This is a genomic window from Streptomyces sp. BBFR102, assembly GCF_051397025.1.
Taxonomy (GTDB): domain Bacteria; phylum Actinomycetota; class Actinomycetes; order Streptomycetales; family Streptomycetaceae; genus Streptomyces.
In genome coordinates this window covers 3636599-3653132 of sequence record NZ_CP195757.1, presented here as the reverse complement: position 1 = coordinate 3653132, position 16534 = coordinate 3636599, and the positions used below count along the sequence as shown (strand labels likewise).

Sequence of the window (16534 nt, the reverse complement as noted above, 5' to 3'; positions counted from 1 at the left end):
CCGACGCGACCAGGATAGGTCGGCTGCCCGGACGGCAGGAGACACCCCCGTTCGGGGCCTCTTGCCGCGGGGCGGGTCGCTGCCATACTTACGTCACCGTAGGTTACGGAACCGTAGGTGGCCGATGCCCTCCTCTTTCCCGGTTCCTCGGCCATCGACCGCATTCCCTCAACCCTCAGGGGCGCCCATGACCTCGACCTCCGAAGTGATCGACGAAGAGCCGCGCACCTCACCACCGGATTCCGGTTCCGTTCCGTCCGCCACGCTGGGTGGCGACCGGAAGGGCACGGTGGAGCAGCTCGCCCTCCTCCTGTTCATCGTGGTGCCGTTCGTGGCACTGCTGGCGGCGGTGCCGCTGGCCTGGGGCTGGGGGGTGAGCTGGCTGGACCTCGGGCTGATGGTCTTCTTCTACTTCCTGGGGTGCCACGGCATCACCATCGGCTTCCACCGGTACTTCACCCACGGCTCGTTCAAGGCCAAGCGGCCGCTGCGGATCGCGCTGGCCGTCGCCGGGTCGATGGCGGTGGAGGGCCCGCTGGTGCGGTGGGTGGCGGACCACCGCAAGCACCACCGCTTCTCCGACGCGGAGGGTGACCCGCACAGCCCGTGGAAGTACGGCGAGACGGTGCCGGCCCTGCTGAAGGGCCTGTGGTGGGCGCACATGGCGTGGATGTTCGACGAGGAGCAGACGCCGCAGTCGAAGTACGCGCCGGACCTGATCAAGGACCCGGTGATCCGCCGGATCTCGCGGCAGTTCGTGCTGTGGACGATCGTGTCGCTGGGGCTGCCGCCGCTGATCGGCGGTCTGGTGACGATGTCGTGGTGGGGCGCGTTCACGGCGTTCTTCTGGGGCTCCCTCGTGCGGGTGGCGCTGCTGCATCACGTGACCTGGTCGATCAACTCGATCTGCCACGCGGTGGGCAAGCGCCCGTTCAAGTCCCGGGACCGCTCGGGCAACGTCTGGTGGCTGGCCGTGCTCTCCTGCGGCGAGTCGTGGCACAACCTGCACCACGCCGACCCGACCTCGGCCCGGCACGGGGTGCAGCGCGGCCAGATCGACTCCTCGGCGCGGATCATCCGCTGGTGCGAGCAGCTGGGGTGGGCGTACGACGTCCGGTGGCCCTCGGCGGAACGCATCGACTCCCGCCGTCAGCGGAAGAGTGCCGACCCGGCATGATGGAGGGCGTGGCGACCGACTCGAGCACCAGTACCAGCAGTGAGAAACCGCGCCGGCCCCGGCGGACCCGGATGACGGGTGCCGAGCGACGCGAGCAGCTACTGGACATCGGTCGCACGCTGTTCGCCGCCAAGGGCTTCGAGGGCACCTCGGTGGAGGAGATCGCGGCGAAGGCCGGGGTCTCCAAGCCGGTGGTGTACGAGCACTTCGGCGGCAAGGAGGGGCTGTACGCGGTCGTGGTCGACCGGGAGATGCGCCAGTTGCTGGACATGGTGACGGGCGCGCTCACCGCGGGCCACCCCCGCGAACTCCTCGAACAGGCGGCCTTCGCCCTGCTCGACTACATCGAGTCGTACACCGACGGCTTCCGCATCCTGGTGCGGGATTCGCCGGTGGCCCAGTCGACGGGCACCTTCGCCTCGCTGATCAGCGACATCGCCACCCAGGTGGAGGACATCCTCGGCACCGAGTTCAAGAACCGCGGCTTCGACGCGAAGCTGGCCCCGCTGTACGCGCAGGCGCTGGTGGGGATGGTGGCGCTGACCGGCCAGTGGTGGCTGGACGCCCGGAAGCCGAAGAAGGCCGAAGTCGCCGCCCACCTGGTGAACCTGGCCTGGCACGGCCTGGACGGCATGGAGCAGAAGCCCCGTCTGATCGGGCACCGCAAGAGCTGACCGGCCGCGCCGTACGGCGCCGAGGAGGCGGGCGGGCATCCGTGGGTGCCCGCCCGCCTCCTTCTCCTTGTACCCGCCCGCGCACGCGCCCGCCTCACGCCTCGGCGTCGGGCTCCAGGAACTCCAGGCGGTTTCCGGCCGGGTCGTGGGCGTAGAAGCGGCGGTGGCCCGGCAGGTTGTCGTCCCAGACGACCTCGACGCCGTGGGAGGCGAGGCGGACGGCGAACGCCTCGATGCCGGTGACGCGCAGACCGGGGTGGGCCTTGGGCGAGGGCCGGTGGCCGGGGTCGACGCCCAGGTGGAGCTGGACGCCCCCGGCCTGGAACCAGCAGCCGCCGCGCGCGGCCAGCACCGGCGGCTTGGGGATCTCGGTCATGCCGAGCGCGTCGGCGTAGAAGCGGCGCAGGGTGTCCTCGGTACCGGGGAGCGCGGCGAGCTGGACGTGGTCGACGGCGGCAAGCATCAGAGAGCCTCCTGCGGCGTGGTGCCCGGCACGGTGGTGACCGCGAAGACACGGCGGAAGGGGAACGGGGTGGTGCCGTCCGCCGTCGCCGGGTACGCCTCGCGGAGCAGGGCGCGGTAGGCGTCGGTGAAGGCGGTGCGGGCGGCAGGGTCGTCGGCCAGCGCGTCCAGGACGGGCCGCAGACCAGTACCGGTCACCCAGTCGAGGACGGCGTCCTGGCCGGTCAGCAGGTGCAGGTAGGTGGTCTCCCACAGGTCCGCCGTACGGCCGGGCCCGGCGAGGTACGGCAGGTATCCGGCCGGGTCCAGGACGGCGTCGGCGCCGCGCAGGACACCGTCCAGCCGCGTGCGCCAGGGCCCCTCACTCGCGGCGAGGCGGCGCATCAGGGCGTGGCTGGGGGCGTCGAAGTTGCTCGGGACCTGGAAGGCGAGGGTGCCGCCCGGGGCGAGGGCGGCGGCCCAGTCGGCGAGGCGGTGCTGGTGACCGGGGACCCACTGGAAGGTGGCGTTGGAGGCGATGACGTCGTACGGCTCGTCCGGCGTCCAGGTGCGCAGGTCGGCGTGGGCGAAGGCGGCGCCGGTGTCGGCGAGGTCGACGCGGGCGCGGTCCAGCATGGCGTCGGAGTGGTCGTAGCCGGTGATCTGCGCCCCGGGCCAGCGTTCGGTGAGCAGGCGGGTGGAGTTGCCCGGGCCGCAGCCGAGGTCGGCGATGCGCAGGGGGCGGTCGCCCGCCGGGGCGGGTGGTTCCGGGACACGGGCCAGGAGGTCGGCGAAGGCTCGGGTGCGGTGATCTGCGTGCCGCAGGTACTGGGCGGGGTCCCAGGTGGGCATGGGGTACCTCCTCGACGGGGCTTCGGGGGAGTCCGGCCCTCCCCCGCCGTGCCCATACTCACCCCGAACTATCTTGACGTCAAGAGACTTCACGTCGACAGACCTACTACACTGATCCGCATGGAGGACGAGGTCGATCGACTGGTCGCAGCGTGGCGCCGGGAGCGCCCGGACCTCGACGTGGAGCCGCTGGAAGTGCTCAGCCGCGTCAGCAGGCTGGCGCGGCATCTCGACCGGGCCCGGAGGATCGCCTTCGCCGAGCACCAGCTCGAACCCTGGGAGTTCGATGTGCTGACCGCCTTGCGGCGGTCGGGGGAGCCCTATCAGCTCTCGCCCGGGCAGTTGCTGACCCAGACGCTGGTCACCTCCGGGACCATGACGAACCGGATCGACCGGCTCGCCAAGAAGGGGCTGGTCGAGCGGTTGCCCGACCCCAGTGACCGGCGAGGTGTGCTGGTCCGTCTCACCGACGAGGGGTGCGACCGGGCCGACCGCTCCCTCGCCGGGCTGCTCGCCCAGGAGCGGGCGATCCTGGGCGAGCTGTCCCCGGCTCAGCGGGCCGAACTGGCCCGCCTCCTCCGGGCGCTGACGGCCCCGTTCGACAACATCCCGGGGTGACCCTGCGGGGCTCGCCTGGGGGTGGCTGGGCTCTGCCCCGACTGGGCCGCCTTCCGACCGTGCCGGTCCCCGACTGGCCTCAGGCGCCGGCCGGGCTGGGGCTGGGCTGGGCTCCGCCCCGACTGGGCAACTCCTCGACCGTGCCGGTCACGGACTGGCCTCAGCGCCGGCCGGGCTGGGGTGGCCCGGGTGTGGCCGGGTTGTCGTCCGCCCGATGCACACCGCCACGCTGCTCGTCTCCGGATGGGGCGTCTACCTCACCGGCCGGTACCCCGACCAGCCCCGCCCTGCCGGCCCCGCCCCGCCGGCTCCGCCGCTGCTGCCCTCTCGCAGTGGGCCACGGCCGCGTAACCGGCAGCACTACGAAAGCCCCGCCAGGCTCCCAACTCGGGTGCGTGGCAGGGCTTTCGGCATGTCTAGGCAGGTGCCCGGCGTCAGCCCAGGCCACCCACAAACACTCGCCAGGCCGAGGCTGGGAAGACCAGTGCCGGACCGGTCGGGCGCTTTGAGTCTCGGACCGGCACAACGCCGTTGAAGCCGTCTGCAACCTCGACGCAGTCTCCCCCGCCCGCGTTGCTGTAAGAGGACTTCCGCCAGGTGGCCGAGGTCAGGTCGGGTCGGGATCGCATCCGGTGCTCTCCTTGCTCAAGGACTCCATGAACTCACGAGACGCCTCCGGGGAGAGCGCATCGTCACGTAGCAGATCGTAGGACAGCCGGAGCTGTTCCACCCGCCCCGGCTCCTCCACCAACTCCCCGGAATCGGAACTCTCCAGATAGGCGACCGCCTTGCCGGTGGGCAGCCACAGAACCGTGAGCGAACCGCCTTCCAGACCGTGCAGGCCCGCGGAGAACGGCACCACTTGAATCGTCACGTTCGGACGCTGCGCGGCCTCGATGAGCACGGCCAGCTGCTCACGCCAGATGGGCTCCGGAGGCGTCCGGCGGAACACCGTCTCATCGAGTATCACCCGCACGTGGGGTGGCTTCTCGGCCGTGAGGATCTCCTGTCGGCTCAGCCGCTTGGAAACCTCCTCGCGTAGCTCCTCCTCGCTCCGCGTCGGGTAGCGCGACATCAGAGCACGGGCGTACTCCGCCGTCTGGAACAGTCCCGGCACCACGCTGCACGAATACTTGTACTGGACCGTCGCCACGCGCTCCTTGTCCATGAACACCCGGTACCGGTCCCCAAAGGCGTCGTCACGCGCCAGGGTCCAGAGGTGTTGGAGCTGGGTGCCCGAGCCATACACACCGTCCAAGGACTCCATCACCTCCGGGGTCCCGATGCTGGCCCCGGCGTGAAGCCGATGAAGGTAGGCGCGGTTCCACCCCGTCTTTTCGTTCAGCTCCTCGAACGACAGGTCAGCCTGCGTGCGTAGGCGCTCCAAGTTCTCCTGAAGCACGGTTCGCGCGGTCACCGTCGCGCCGGATTCGGACTTGCGTTTGGGCATCCCCACTCCCTTGTCGCCGTTCGGAAAACGGCTACAGAAAACCTCTTCCGAGGGTAGCGAGAACTACCGATTGCGGGAGCAGATCGAAACCGGACGACTACGGAAGGCGAGGAAGATGACGCGCAGACAGCGGGTGCCCGCCACCGCTTACCCGCCGCCGTCCCGGGGGGCCGCCGTGACCACATCGCCTGTTGCACTGCCGCTCTCCAGTGGCTGCTCGGACTGTGCGGCGTACCAGCGCGCCGAGAAGGCCGCCAGCGCCGAGTACGACTACAGCAAGGCGACGGACTGCCGGGTCCTGCTGGCCCGGCACCGGAAGTCGTCGGAGTGCTCGGCGCGGGGGTCGTCGTGATGGCTGCCGACTACGCGTGTTCTGACGACAACCCGTTGCGGTACCCGCCGTGCGGGTGCAAGCACTGTCGCCCCGAGCCCGCCCCCGAGCCGGGCGACGACTCCGCCTCGCTGGGCCAGCTTCGGGCCCGCATGGCAGATGAGAACCGGATGCGCAGGATGATTCGGGGGCAGTCGTGAGCGGCGCCGTCGAATTCCTCGCCGAGACGTATGGCGGCGACGACCGGCGGGCCGTGTTCCTCGGGGGCACCGTCGCCCCGACGCGTCGGCTCGCTCTCCGGTGGCTGCGCGGGCAGGCTCTCCGGCTCGCGGACGGTCTCGACCCGCCCCCCGGTGTTCCGTGGGCCCCGGCGGGGGTGCTCCGCCGAATACCGGCGGCTGCCCGTGACGCCCCCGGTGCCCTGCGCGGCTGGGCCGCATCTCTTGAGTGCCAGGACGACGCCGCGCAGCGTCTCGCGTTCGGCGAGCCGTTCGTGTTCATCGCCCGGGACGCCGCCGGCTGGTACCGGCTGACCGCCCGCCCCCTGCTCGTTCCGTGCTCCGTCCAACCCACGACGGCGCACCCCCTCCGCTTCGCCCGGTCGCCGGTGTGACGGTCGTCGGCCGGGCGAACTACCACCCCGAGGAGTAGACGTGAAGACCAAGCCCGACGACCACGTTGAGCACCGCCAGGCCGAGAACGACGGCCAGGCCGACGAGCCCGCGCCCCGCTCCGTCAAGTGCCCGATGCTCGCGTGCGGTCGTACGCACGAGCTGCCGCCGGACCTCGCGTGACGCGGAACGTCCTGGTCACCCTCGCGTCCCTCGCCTGGATCGCGACGGTGGCCGTCCTGACCGCCCGCATGCAGCCCCCTGACCACCCGCCTCCCGAAAGCGTGCCCGTGCCCTTACGGATCATCGATCGCATCACCGCCGCCGCCCGGGGCCGATCCACTGGCTGTGGCTCGGCTGGTGGTGGGTCCCGTGGGACCACCTGTACCCGCTCAAGGGGCAGGACGATCCCGAGCGCGAGCACCCCACCCCGCCGGAGTCTCCTCCGGCTTAAGCCCCCCGTTCCGGCACCGCCCACACGCGCCGGGACGGGTGAGAAGCCGTCCGGCTGTCTTCGGACAGGTCGGCAGCCGGACGACCCAGACTTCCGCCCTCGGTGGAAACTCCCCGGGGCGCCGGTGCTCCATCACGATCGGCAGCCCAACCGAGGGCGGTCCGTTCGGCGCCGCATCACGAACAACGCGGAGTTGAACGACTGGGGCGGGTCCGCGGAGGCATGGGCGTGACCCGCCCCGCACGCCATAGGTTGATCCGTCACCGCAAGCGCGCTTCGTGCTTGCCCGAACGAAAGGGTGCCTGTGAAACGAGTTGTTGCCCGCGTGTGGAAGCTCATTCGCGGCCCGTTGCAGTGGCGCGTCCTGTGGTTCGCCCACGCCAAGTTCATGATCGGCGTCACGGGTGTGGTGCGGAACGAAGCGGGGGAAGTCCTGCTGCTCAAGCACCGCATGTGGCCCGCCGATCGACCGTGGGGACTCCCGACCGGCTACGCCGTCAAGGAGGAGGAATTCCCGAAGACCATCGTTCGCGAGGTCAGGGAAGAGACCGGCCTAGACGTCGTGCCGGGGCGGCTGGTTCAGGTGACCAGCGGCTACAAGCTCCGCGTAGAGATCGCGTACGAAGCTCTCTGCGTGGGCGGAACTCTCAAGCTCGACAGCTTCGAGATTCTGGAGGCAAAGTGGTTCAGCCCGGATGCGCTCCCGGAAGGGATGCAAGAGGCGCACATTCAGCTCATCACGACCGGACCGGCGGCGACTTGACGGTCCTCGCCCCGAACGAGTCCGTCAGCGGGTCCGAAGCGTTGGCGGGACTGGCAGCAATGCGTGCCGATGCTGCCCCACTCACGGGCAAGCACCCGGATCACACGTTCCGCCCCCTCTCGGAACGGCTCGCCCAGTGGGCAACGGACGGCATCGACACCGCGTTGATCCGCGCCGGGATCGAGGGGACACGGCGCCGGTACTCCGGATACGGGCTCACGAGGATGCTGCCGCTCGACCGTGTGTTGGTCGGCTGCGAGTCCACGCGGGCGGGTGCCTTCGGCGGGTTCCACCACCCGGACCAGGGATACCGGCACTTTCAGATGGTGGCCGTGATCACGATGTTCGGGCCCATGGAACGGCCGAACCCCGAACGGCCCTCGCTGGCGCTGCTCGATCTGCTGCGGGCGTACGCCCATGACTGCCTTCACTACGGATCGCGACGGCGGTACGTGGAAGTGGCAGGGATGCCCGTACGCACTCAGTACGGCATCAACTTCCGCCGGGCAACCGGTCAGTCGTATTCGGCTTCCGACGAGCGCGGGACGCCGCACACGCGAAATCTCGGCATCGTGATGGAAGGCGCCTGCGACCGCGAGGCACGTTCCATCACGCGTCATGCGGCGAGGCTGTTCGGCATCGAGGAGCCCCCGGACGTTCTCGGCGCGCTCGCGTTCCGGGACGTGACGGGAACACTCACGGAAGCAGACACCACGCGGGTACTCGATGTGCCTGAGAGCGAGGAGCAGACGCGCTATGCGGCGGCGCTCGCCGGCTACGAGAAGGGCGTAGACCGGCGGTACGCCCACTTCCTCAAGGAGTTCGCCTGCGGGGAAGAGCACGAGTGCCACACCCGTCTTCTCGCGGCCATCATCACCGGTGACATGTCGGAACTGGTCGCGTGGCTGGACGCCCGGCACGGCCCTGGCACCTTTGCGGGGCTGTTCCGCACACCGGGGTACTTCCAGCCCGGATTGGCTGCCTAGCGGCCGGCCCAACCGCCCCCGTCCGTACCTCCTGCCCCCGGGGAAACGCGGGCGGGGCTCTCCCCACCCGTCTGGGCAACCCATGAGGAACGGCCGTAGATCCATGCCTCCGCCCTCGGGGAGGGACTTCCCGGGGCGCCGGTACTCCATCACGCCGGCTGCCCACCCGAGGGCGGCGCCGTACGACCCCGGGGCACCCGAGAGTCGTACGGCACTGCCCCTCGTACCGCTGGTCCCACGCGGTGCGGGCGGGGCACTTCCTTGATGGCTAGGTGTCGCCCTGGCGCTCGTCCTCGGCCCTCGATGCGCACACGTAGGTGCCTCGCTGCGGCACGGTGAAAACGAGTCCGGCGGACACCAGCTCGGCAACGGCGCGGCGCACCGTGGGGCGGGACAGCCCGTACTCATCGCACAGACGCGCTTCTGAGGGGATGGGGCGGCGGGGCTTCCAATCGCCACGTTCGAGACGAGCCCGCAGGATGCCCGCGAGCTGTTCGTAAGGCGCTTCGGGGGCGTCGCGCTCCACCTGGTCATCCGGGCCGAATTCCATGGGCGAACCGTATCGGGCGCGCCCCGGAGAGGCACATTCGGCCACGTTGCTTGACGTGCCTTGACAAGTGCTCACATGTGTTGACGTGAAGCCCCGTGCTCGGCAAAGAAAAAGCCCCGACGGACCGCGTAGGACCGGTCCGCCGAGGCAGCCGAGACAGCCTTAGGGAGCTGAAACGACATGCGCGACCTTATCGCCCGCACCCTCGCCTGGGTGCTCTCCGTCCTCGCCCCCCGCCGACCCGGACGCCACAGTGCCCAGCACTTCGCCGGACCCGCCTCGATGCCGGCCCCCGCCGCGAACCCCTGGTCCCGCCCGTGGACCTCGCCGTCCTCGCGGGAAGTCCGGGCCATCTTCACCAACCCGCGCACGCGAGAGCTGTCCCCGGAGCAGCGCGAAAGGGTGTGGGCAGCCGAGTTTGCCCGCCTGGGGGTGGACTACGACTTTCCGACCATGCCGCTCGGCAGCATCGTGAAGCGTGAGCGGGTGGCCGCGTGAGCTTCCGCACCCCGACCGTCCCCGCCCCGAGCGGCGCCGCCTGCTGCCGCTGCAAGCGCTGGACGTACGCCCCCGTAGCCGTTCGCTGGATACTGGCTGGCAATCGCAGGGGCGTTGCTCGTCATTGGGGGGGATCGGCAGCCTGTTTGAAGACGACACCACAGCGGACACGGCCAAGCTCGCCGTTGCCGAGACGACACCCGAGCCGAGCAAGGAACCAGCAGCCGACGCCGAGACCGACGAGCCCGCCAAGCCGTCCGCCATTTCATCGCCCAACGCCGCGCAGACCGCCGACCTGATAGCTGGACTACCGCGTCGTTGACCCGGGGCCAGTCGTGAAGGAAGACCGAGCGGCGAGCCGGGCCCGCAACATCTGCATGAACATTCAGGCCGGAGAGGACGGCGAGGCCGTCCGCACGAAAGCCGTCCTCAGGTACGAGGGGGGCACCGTGCCGAGCCTCAGCGACGACCAGGGGGAAGCCATCGTGAAGGCAGTGAAGTCTTCGTTCTGCGACTGACGTCCCCAAGGAGCCCCCGCTCGGACGCGAACCGGGCGGGGGTTCTCTTACGTCTGACCTGGTGTTTTTCGAGCTGCACGGGTGTAGGTCCTACCCCGGTGCGGCCACGCCCGACCAACACGACGAACGAACCGCGAACCCCCACAGCCCGGCCGGCGCTTGAGGCCAATCAGTGACCGGCACGGGCAGGAGGCGGCAGAACGGGGCGAAGCCCAGCCCCAGCCCGGCCGGCGTTTGAGGCCAGTCGGTGACCGGCACGGTCGGCCGGGGTGGCGGCCGAAGACAGCCCGGACGGGGCTGAGCCTGGTGAGGGACACGGCCCGGCACGGCCGGGCCTACCCCACCCGCACCCCGTTCGCGGGCGTGGCCAGGTCGGCCGGATCGACCCCCGCGCGGCGGGCCAGGGCCACCGCGGCGAGGGTGGAGTGGACGCCGAGCTTGCCGAGAACGTTCTGCATGTGGGTGCGGACGGTGTGCGGGGAGAGGAACAGGCGCTCGGCGACGGCCTTGCGGCCGAGCCCGGCCACCATGCAGCGGAGCACCTCGCGCTCGCGCGGTGTCAGCGACTCGACCAGGCGCTCGCTGTCGCTGCGGTGCTTGCGCGCGGCGGTGAGCTCCCGCAGGACCCCGGTGAGCAGCGCGGGCGGCAGGTGCGTCTCGTCCCGTAGCACCCCGCGCACGACGGTGAGCAGCCGCGAGAGCGAACAGTCCTTGGCGACCCAGCCGACGGCCCCGGCCTGGAGGGCGAGCGCGGCCCGCCGGGGATCGTCCCGCTCGGCGAGGACGACCGTACGGACATCAGGCCGCACCGTCCGCACCCCCGCGACGAGCGCGATCCCGTCGACGGGCGCCCCCTCGCCCCCGACCTCGCGCACCGGCGCGATCTGCTGCGGCGGGCGCCCCGCGCCGAGGTCGGCGTCGACCAGCAGGACGTCGTAGGGGCGGCCCTCGGCGGTGCCGCGTTCCAGGCGGCGCAGGGCGGCCGGGCCGCTGCCGGCGGCGGAGACGTCCACGTCGGGCTCGGCGGTGAGCGCCGCCGCCAGGGACTCGGCGAAGATGCGATGGTCGTCGACGACCAGGACTCGGATACGGACCACGTTGCGAAACCCCCACTGGCCGGGGGAACGGACGGTCACGGTCGCGGTACCCGGCGCGGCCTCCGCCCGCGGCGGAGGATGCGGGCCACCCGGCCGCCGCCCGGTCCCCGTCCCGCTCCGGGCGCCAGACCCCGACGGTCTCGCCCCCTGAACGGCACCGGCCCCCACCGGCGCTGGTCTCTCAGAGTACGGACGGGGCCCCCGGGCGGAAGTGGATTTGCAGAACTGGCCACCAACCGACCGGCACAGACCGGCCCCGACCGGCCGGACCCGTGACGTGTGTGGTCCGGGGGACGGAAGGGACCGGAGTGCGCCGGCTCAGGTCGCCTTTGGGCCCACCGGGCCCTTCTCAGCCGATCCGGCGCGCTCCCGCCGACGGCAGCGCGGGGAAGATCCGCGGCTCGGGGTGACCGGCGGCGGCGAAGGCCGCGCGGACCGCGTCGCCGGTGCGGTCGGCCGCGTCGGCTTCGGTGAGGACCACCGCGGAGCCGCCGAAGCCTCCCCCGGTCATCCGGGCGCCCAGCGCGCCCGCCGCGAGCGCCGACTCGACGACCAGGTCGAGTTCGGCGCAGGAGACCCGCAGGTCGTCGCGGAGGGAGCGGTGGCCCTCGGTGAGGACGGGGCCGACCGCGCGGACCTCTCCGGCGTCGAGCAGGGCGATGACCTCGCCGACGCGGTGGTTGTCCTCGACGATGTGGCGGACGTAGCGGACGACGTGCTCACCGGCGTCCGCCAGCCGCTCCAGGGCGGTCGGCAGTTCGGCGTGCGGCACGTCCCGCAGATGGCTCACGCCCAGGCGCCGCGCACCCTCCTCGCACCCCGCGCGCCGCTCGGCGTACGCCCCGTCGCCCAGCGCGTGCTGGACGCGGGTGTCGACGACCAGCAGGGCGAGGCCGTCGTCGGCGGGGGCGAAGGGGACCTGGCGCAGGGAGAGGTCGCGGGTGTCCAGGTGCAGGGCGTGGCCCTCGGTGCAGCAGGCGGCGGCCGTCTGGTCCATGAGGCCGCAGGGGACGCCGACGAACTCGTTCTCGGCGCGCTGGGCGAGCCGGGCCAGTTCAAGGCGGGTGAGCCCGAGGCCGTACAGGTCGTTCAGGGCGAGGGCGGTCACCACCTCCAGGGCGGCCGAGGAGGAGAGCCCGGCGCCGGTCGGCACGGTGGAGGCGAGGTGCAGGTCGGCGCCGCCGACGGGGTGGCCGGCGGTACGCAGGGCGTACACGACCCCGGCCGGGTAGGCGGCCCAGGAGGTGTCGCGGCCGGGGGCCAGTCCGTCGACGCCGACTTCGGTGACCGGGTGCGGGAGGTCGGCGGAGTGGACGCGCAGGACGCCGTCGTCGCGGCGGGCGACGGCGGCGACGGCGGTGTGCGGCAGGGCGAGCGGCAGCACGAAGCCGTCGTTGAAGTCGGTGTACTCGCCGATGAGGTTGACCCGTCCTGGCGCGGCCCAGACGCCCTCGGGGTCGCGGCCGTACAGCTCGCGGAAGCCTTCCGCGACCGCCTCGGCCCGGCGCGTCTCGTCCTCTGGCCCGGCGGCGGTCACGCGCCGCCCCCGGCGGTCACGGCGGCCTCGGCGCCACGGGCGCGGCCGTGGCGGGCGAAGTCCCAGGCGTCCTGGACGATGCGGTCGAGGCCGGGGCGGGCGGGCACCCAGCCGAGGCGGGTGCGGGCGGTCTCGGCGGAGGCGACGAGGACGGCCGGGTCGCCCGCGCGGCGCGCGGCGGGGGTCTCGGGGACGGGGTGGCCGGTGACCTTCCGGACCGTCTCGATCACCTCGCGGACGGAGAAGCCGTTGCCGTTGCCCAGGTTGCAGACGAGGTGTTCGCCGGGGGCGACGGCGCCGAGGGCGAGGAGGTGGGCCTCCGCGAGGTCGGCGACGTGGATGTAGTCGCGGACGCAGGTGCCGTCGGGCGTCGGGTAGTCGTCGCCGTAGACGGAGACGGCCTCACGGCGGCCCTGGGCGACCTGGAGGACGAGGGGGATGAGGTGCGACTCGGGATCGTGGCGCTCGCCGCAGCCGCCGTAGGCGCCGGCCACGTTGAAGTAGCGCAGGGAGGCGGCGGCCAGGCCGTGGGCGTGGCACTCGCCGCTGATCATGTGGTCGACGGCGAGCTTGGAGGCGCCGTACGGGCTGGTCGGCGCGGTCGGGTCGGTCTCGGTGAGGGGGACGGAGAGAGGCTCGCCGTAGGTGGCGGCGGTGGAGGAGAAGACCAGGCGGCGCACGCCGGCCCCGCGCATGGCGGCGAGCAGCGCGGTGGTGCCGCCGACGTTGTTGACCCAGTACTTCTCGGGGTCGACGACGGACTCGCCGACCTGGGAGAAGGCGGCGAAGTGGAGGACGCCGTCGTAGCTGGCGTCGAGCCACCGGGCGGCGTCCTGGACGCGGCCCTCGATGAACTCGGCACCCTCGGGAAGGCCCTCGCGGAAGCCGGTGGAGAGGTCGTCCAGGACGACCACCTGGTGGCCGGCCTCCAGCAGGTGCCGGGCGACGACGCTGCCGACGTAACCGGCGCCCCCGGTGACCAGGTACTTGCCTACGCTCATGAACTCGCTACCTCTCTCAGTCGCCGCGCCGCGGCCTCCGGCGGCACATCGTTGACGAACACACTCATGCCGGACTCGGAACCGGCGAGGAACTTCAGCTTTCCCTCGGTGCGTCGCACGGTGAAGAGTTCCAGGTGGAGGGCGAACTCCTCGCGCGCCACGGCCGGCTCGCCGGGCCTCGGCCCGCCGAAGGGCGCCTGGTGCCAGCCGGAGACGTACGGGGTCGGCGGGCGTCCCTCGCCGAAGATCCGGTCGAAGCGGCGCAGCAGCTCCAGGTAGACCCCGGGGAACTCGGCGCGCGCGGCCTCGTCCAGCGCGGTGAGGTCGGCGACCCGGCGGCGGGGGTACAGGTGGATCTCGTACGGCCAGTGGGCGGCGTACGGGACGAAGGCGGTCCAGTGCCCGGTCTCCAGGACGATCCGCTCGCCGTCGGCGCGTTCGCGGGCCACCAGGTCGTCGAAGAGGTTGCGGCCGGTGGCGGCGCGGTGGCCGGCGACCGACTGGAGCATGAGCCTGGTGCGGGGGGTGATCTGCGGGTAGCCGTAGATCTGGCCGTGCGGGTGGCCGAGGGTGACGCCGATCTCGACGCCCCGGTTCTCGAAGCAGTAGACCTGGCGCACGGAGTCGAGCCGGGAGAGGGCGGCTGTGCGGTCACGCCATACCTCCAGGACGAGGCGGGCCGACTCCTCGTCGAGGCCGGCGAAGGAGGTGTCGTGGTCGGAGGTGAAGCAGACCACCTCGCAGCGGCCGGTGGGGCCGGAGAGCGAGGGGAAGCGGTTCTCGAAGACCACCACGTCGTAGGCGTCGTCCGGGATCTCGCCCTGGTGGCCGCCGGGCCGGGCCGGGCAGAGCGGGCAGGCGTCGGCGGGCGGCAGGTGGGTGCGGCCCTGGCGGTGCGAGGCGATGGCGACGAAGTCGCCGAGCAGCCGGTCCTGGCGGACCTCGGAGGCGGTGGCGACCTGGTCGGCCGGGCGCGGGTCGGGGGCGGCGCGCTCCCGGCTGTCGTCCCGGTCGTAGTAGATGAGCTCGCGGCCGTCGGACAGCCGGGTCGAGGTCTTCTTCACGCGAGCACCCTCACACACCCAATCAATCAACATAACCCAACACAATCAATCATAGGGCAACAGTGCCGTCAACCCAGGGCCCCCCGGCGGCAATCTGCGGGAAACCTGGAGGAACCACCCCGTCCCATCACGATCAAACAAAGAAAATCAACAAAACTGTTCAGATCTTGACGCTTAGCGCGTAGGTTCCCGTCTCGTTCAGTTCGCGCAACGAAGCGAGTTCCCCCATGCTCTATCTCGCCGAGGGGCTCCGGCTCCCGACCAACGGGCTCGACTACACGATCCTGGCGATCTACTTCGCCGTGGTCCTGGGCATCGGCTTCGCCGCCAGGCGTTCGGTGAGGACCAGCCTCGACTTCTTCCTCTCGGGACGCTCCCTGCCTGCCTGGGTGACCGGACTCGCGTTCGTCGCGGCCAACCTCGGCGCCACCGAGATCCTCGGCATGGCGGCCAACGGTGTGCAGTACGGCGCGTACACCGTGCACTGGTACTGGATCGGCGCCATCCCGGCCATGGTCTTCCTGGGCCTGGTGATGATGCCGTTCTACTACGGGTCGAAGGTCCGGTCGGTCCCCGAGTTCCTGCTCCACCGGTTCGGGCCCTCCTCCCACCTGCTCTCCTCCGTGATCTTCGCCGTCTCCTCGGTGCTGATCGCGGGCGTCAACCTCTACGCCATGGCGATCGTGCTGGAGGCGCTGCTCGGCTGGCCCGAGTGGGTCGCCATCGTCGTCGCCGGCTTCTTCGTCCTCGCCTACATCACGATCGGCGGGCTCTCCTCGGCGATCTACAACGAGGTCCTCCAGTTCTTCGTGATCCTGGCGGCGCTGATCCCGCTGACCGTCGTCGGCCTCAAGCGGGTCGGCGGCTGGCAGGGCATCACCGACTCGCTCTCCGCCTCCCAGGGCGGCGACTTCCTCACCGCCTGGGACGGCACCGGCATCGGCGAGGCCAATCCGCTGGGCGCCAACTGGCTGACCATCGTGCTGGGCCTCGGCTTCGTCATGAGCTTCGGCTACTGGACGACCAACTTCGCCGAGGTGCAGCGCGCGCTCTCCGCGAAGAACCTGTCGGCCGCCAAGCGCACCCCGCTGATCGCCGCCTTCCCGAAGATCCTCATCCCGATGGTCGTCGTGGTGCCCGGCTTCATCGCGCTGGTCATGGAGCCGACCATCGGCCAGGCCGGCAGCGGGCTCGACTACAACGACGCCATCCCGGTCCTCATGCGCGACCTGCTGCCCAACGGTGTCCTCGGCATCGCGGTGACCGGTCTGCTCGCCGCCTTCATGGCGGGCATGGCGGCCAACGTCTCCTCGTTCAACACGGTCTTCACCAACGACATCTGGGCCGCGTACCTGAAGAAGGGCCGCGAGGACGGCTACTACCTGAAGGCCGGCCGGGTCGTCACGGCCGTGGGTGTGCTGATCGGCATGGGTACCGCGTTCATCGCGGCCGGGTTCAGCAACATCATGAACTACCTGCAGACCCTCTTCTCGTTCTTCAACGTCCCGCTGTTCGTGGTCTTCATCATCGGCATGTTCTGGAAGCGCACCACCCCGGCCGCCGGCTTCTGGGGCCTGCTCTCCGGCACCGCGGCCGCCATGGTGAACTACTTCTGGCTGTACCAGCAGGGCATCATCGACATCCCGAGCGACCAGGGCGCCAACTTCGTCTCCTCGATCGTCGCGTTCGTCGTCGGCGGCCTCGTCATGGTGGTGGTCACCCTGGTGACGAAGCCGAAGCCGGTCGAGCAGCTCGCCGGCCTCGTCTACGGCACCAGGTCGCCCGGCCTCGACCTGGAGGGCGCCGAGGAGGGCGACGAGGTCTGGTACCGCAAGCCGGCCCTGCTGGGCTGGGGCGCGGTCATCCTCGCCGCCGTCTGCTACGTGCCGTTCTCCTTCTGACCCGGCCCGCA

Annotated in this window: 21 protein-coding genes; 12 read left to right on the top strand and 9 right to left on the bottom strand. The window is 71.1% G+C overall.

Translation table 11 applies throughout. The features are described 5' to 3' along the window. The first annotated feature begins 187 nt into the window (after positions 1-187). Positions 188-1177 carry an acyl-CoA desaturase gene (locus tag ACSLIC_RS16415; protein ID WP_436738449.1) on the top strand — a complete coding sequence of 330 codons (990 nt, stop codon included), beginning with the start codon at positions 188-190 and terminating at the stop codon, positions 1175-1177. Further along, positions 1174-1851 (top strand): TetR family transcriptional regulator, encoded by a 678-nt coding sequence (locus tag ACSLIC_RS16410; protein ID WP_436738448.1) that lies wholly within the window; start codon positions 1174-1176, stop codon positions 1849-1851. Before ACSLIC_RS16415 ends, ACSLIC_RS16410 begins: the two co-directional genes overlap by 4 nt. A 94-nt stretch (positions 1852-1945) precedes the next feature. Here ACSLIC_RS16410 and ACSLIC_RS16405 read toward each other — a convergent pair whose 3' ends face one another. After that, positions 1946-2314 (bottom strand): VOC family protein, encoded by a 369-nt coding sequence (locus tag ACSLIC_RS16405; protein ID WP_436738447.1) that lies wholly within the window; start codon positions 2312-2314, stop codon positions 1946-1948. Beyond that, positions 2314-3144: a trans-aconitate 2-methyltransferase gene (locus ACSLIC_RS16400; protein WP_436738446.1), complete on the bottom strand. Its 831-nt coding sequence runs from the start codon at positions 3142-3144 to the stop codon at positions 2314-2316. Before ACSLIC_RS16400 ends, ACSLIC_RS16405 begins: the two co-directional genes overlap by 1 nt. A gap of 120 nt (positions 3145-3264) precedes the next feature. Between ACSLIC_RS16400 and ACSLIC_RS16395 the strand changes: the two genes are divergently transcribed. After that, the gene (locus ACSLIC_RS16395; RefSeq protein ID WP_436738445.1) at positions 3265-3762 is read left to right on the top strand and encodes a MarR family winged helix-turn-helix transcriptional regulator; all 498 of its coding nucleotides are present in this window, start codon (positions 3265-3267) and stop codon (positions 3760-3762) included. Between the two features lie 434 nt (positions 3763-4196). On the opposite strand, the gene ACSLIC_RS16390 is transcribed toward ACSLIC_RS16395, so the two are convergent. Further along, positions 4197-4391, bottom strand: a complete 195-nt coding sequence (locus ACSLIC_RS16390) for a DUF397 domain-containing protein (RefSeq protein ID WP_436738444.1) — start codon at positions 4389-4391, stop codon at positions 4197-4199. Next, on the bottom strand, positions 4370-5212 hold the full coding sequence (locus ACSLIC_RS16385) for a helix-turn-helix domain-containing protein (RefSeq protein WP_436738443.1): 843 nt from the start codon (positions 5210-5212) through the stop codon (positions 4370-4372). Before ACSLIC_RS16385 ends, ACSLIC_RS16390 begins: the two co-directional genes overlap by 22 nt. Positions 5213-5387: 175 nt before the next feature. Here ACSLIC_RS16385 and ACSLIC_RS16380 point away from each other — a divergent pair, with 175 nt between their 5' ends. From ACSLIC_RS16380 to ACSLIC_RS16360, 5 genes are all read left to right on the top strand, one after another. Next, positions 5388-5564 (top strand): hypothetical protein, encoded by a 177-nt coding sequence (locus ACSLIC_RS16380; protein WP_436740493.1) that lies wholly within the window; start codon positions 5388-5390, stop codon positions 5562-5564. A gap of 175 nt (positions 5565-5739) precedes the next feature. Continuing rightward, positions 5740-6156, top strand: coding sequence for a hypothetical protein (locus ACSLIC_RS16375; protein WP_436738442.1), 417 nt, complete (start codon positions 5740-5742; stop codon positions 6154-6156). A gap of 40 nt (positions 6157-6196) precedes the next feature. Then, positions 6197-6337 (top strand): hypothetical protein, encoded by a 141-nt coding sequence (locus tag ACSLIC_RS16370; RefSeq protein ID WP_436738441.1) that lies wholly within the window; start codon positions 6197-6199, stop codon positions 6335-6337. A 575-nt stretch (positions 6338-6912) separates the two neighbouring features. After that, entirely contained in the window at positions 6913-7371 is a 459-nt protein-coding gene (locus ACSLIC_RS16365) for an NUDIX domain-containing protein (RefSeq protein WP_436738440.1), read from the top strand. Beyond that, positions 7368-8357 (top strand): hypothetical protein, encoded by a 990-nt coding sequence (locus ACSLIC_RS16360; RefSeq protein WP_436738439.1) that lies wholly within the window; start codon positions 7368-7370, stop codon positions 8355-8357. The genes ACSLIC_RS16365 and ACSLIC_RS16360 overlap by 4 nt, the downstream gene beginning before the upstream one ends. 268 nt (positions 8358-8625) lie before the next feature. On the opposite strand, the gene ACSLIC_RS16355 is transcribed toward ACSLIC_RS16360, so the two are convergent. Further along, a complete protein-coding gene (locus tag ACSLIC_RS16355) occupies positions 8626-8907 on the bottom strand; it encodes a GntR family transcriptional regulator (protein ID WP_436738438.1) in 282 nt (93 codons plus the stop codon). Between the two features lie 180 nt (positions 8908-9087). Between ACSLIC_RS16355 and ACSLIC_RS16350 the strand changes: the two genes are divergently transcribed. From ACSLIC_RS16350 to ACSLIC_RS16340, 3 genes are read left to right on the top strand one after another with little or no spacing between them, the layout of a single operon-like run. Continuing rightward, positions 9088-9405 carry a hypothetical protein gene (locus ACSLIC_RS16350; RefSeq protein ID WP_436738437.1) on the top strand — a complete coding sequence of 106 codons (318 nt, stop codon included), beginning with the start codon at positions 9088-9090 and terminating at the stop codon, positions 9403-9405. Then, positions 9386-9727, top strand: coding sequence for a hypothetical protein (locus tag ACSLIC_RS16345; RefSeq protein WP_436738436.1), 342 nt, complete (start codon positions 9386-9388; stop codon positions 9725-9727). The genes ACSLIC_RS16350 and ACSLIC_RS16345 overlap by 20 nt, the downstream gene beginning before the upstream one ends. Before the next feature lie 13 nt (positions 9728-9740). Beyond that, entirely contained in the window at positions 9741-9923 is a 183-nt protein-coding gene (locus ACSLIC_RS16340; protein ID WP_436738435.1) for a hypothetical protein, read from the top strand. 335 nt (positions 9924-10258) lie between these two features. Here the strand turns inward: ACSLIC_RS16340 and ACSLIC_RS16335 are convergent, their stop codons facing one another. The 4 genes from ACSLIC_RS16335 to galT all read right to left on the bottom strand — a co-directional run bounded on the left by ACSLIC_RS16335 (position 10259) and on the right by galT (position 14622). After that, complete coding sequence (locus ACSLIC_RS16335) at positions 10259-11020, bottom strand: LuxR C-terminal-related transcriptional regulator (RefSeq protein ID WP_436738434.1); 762 nt, start codon at positions 11018-11020, stop codon at positions 10259-10261. Between the two features lie 349 nt (positions 11021-11369). Continuing rightward, positions 11370-12557, bottom strand: coding sequence for a galactokinase (gene galK / locus ACSLIC_RS16330; protein ID WP_436738433.1), 1188 nt, complete (start codon positions 12555-12557; stop codon positions 11370-11372). Then, positions 12554-13558, bottom strand: a complete 1005-nt coding sequence (gene galE / locus ACSLIC_RS16325; protein WP_436738432.1) for a UDP-glucose 4-epimerase GalE — start codon at positions 13556-13558, stop codon at positions 12554-12556. The genes galK and galE overlap by 4 nt, the downstream gene beginning before the upstream one ends. Further along, entirely contained in the window at positions 13555-14622 is a 1068-nt protein-coding gene (gene galT / locus ACSLIC_RS16320) for a galactose-1-phosphate uridylyltransferase (RefSeq protein WP_436738431.1), read from the bottom strand. Before galT ends, galE begins: the two co-directional genes overlap by 4 nt. 227 nt (positions 14623-14849) lie before the next feature. On the opposite strand from galT, the gene ACSLIC_RS16315 reads away from it, so the two are divergent. Beyond that, on the top strand, positions 14850-16523 hold the full coding sequence (locus tag ACSLIC_RS16315; protein ID WP_436738430.1) for a sodium:solute symporter family protein: 1674 nt from the start codon (positions 14850-14852) through the stop codon (positions 16521-16523). Positions 16524-16534: the final 11 nt, after the last annotated feature.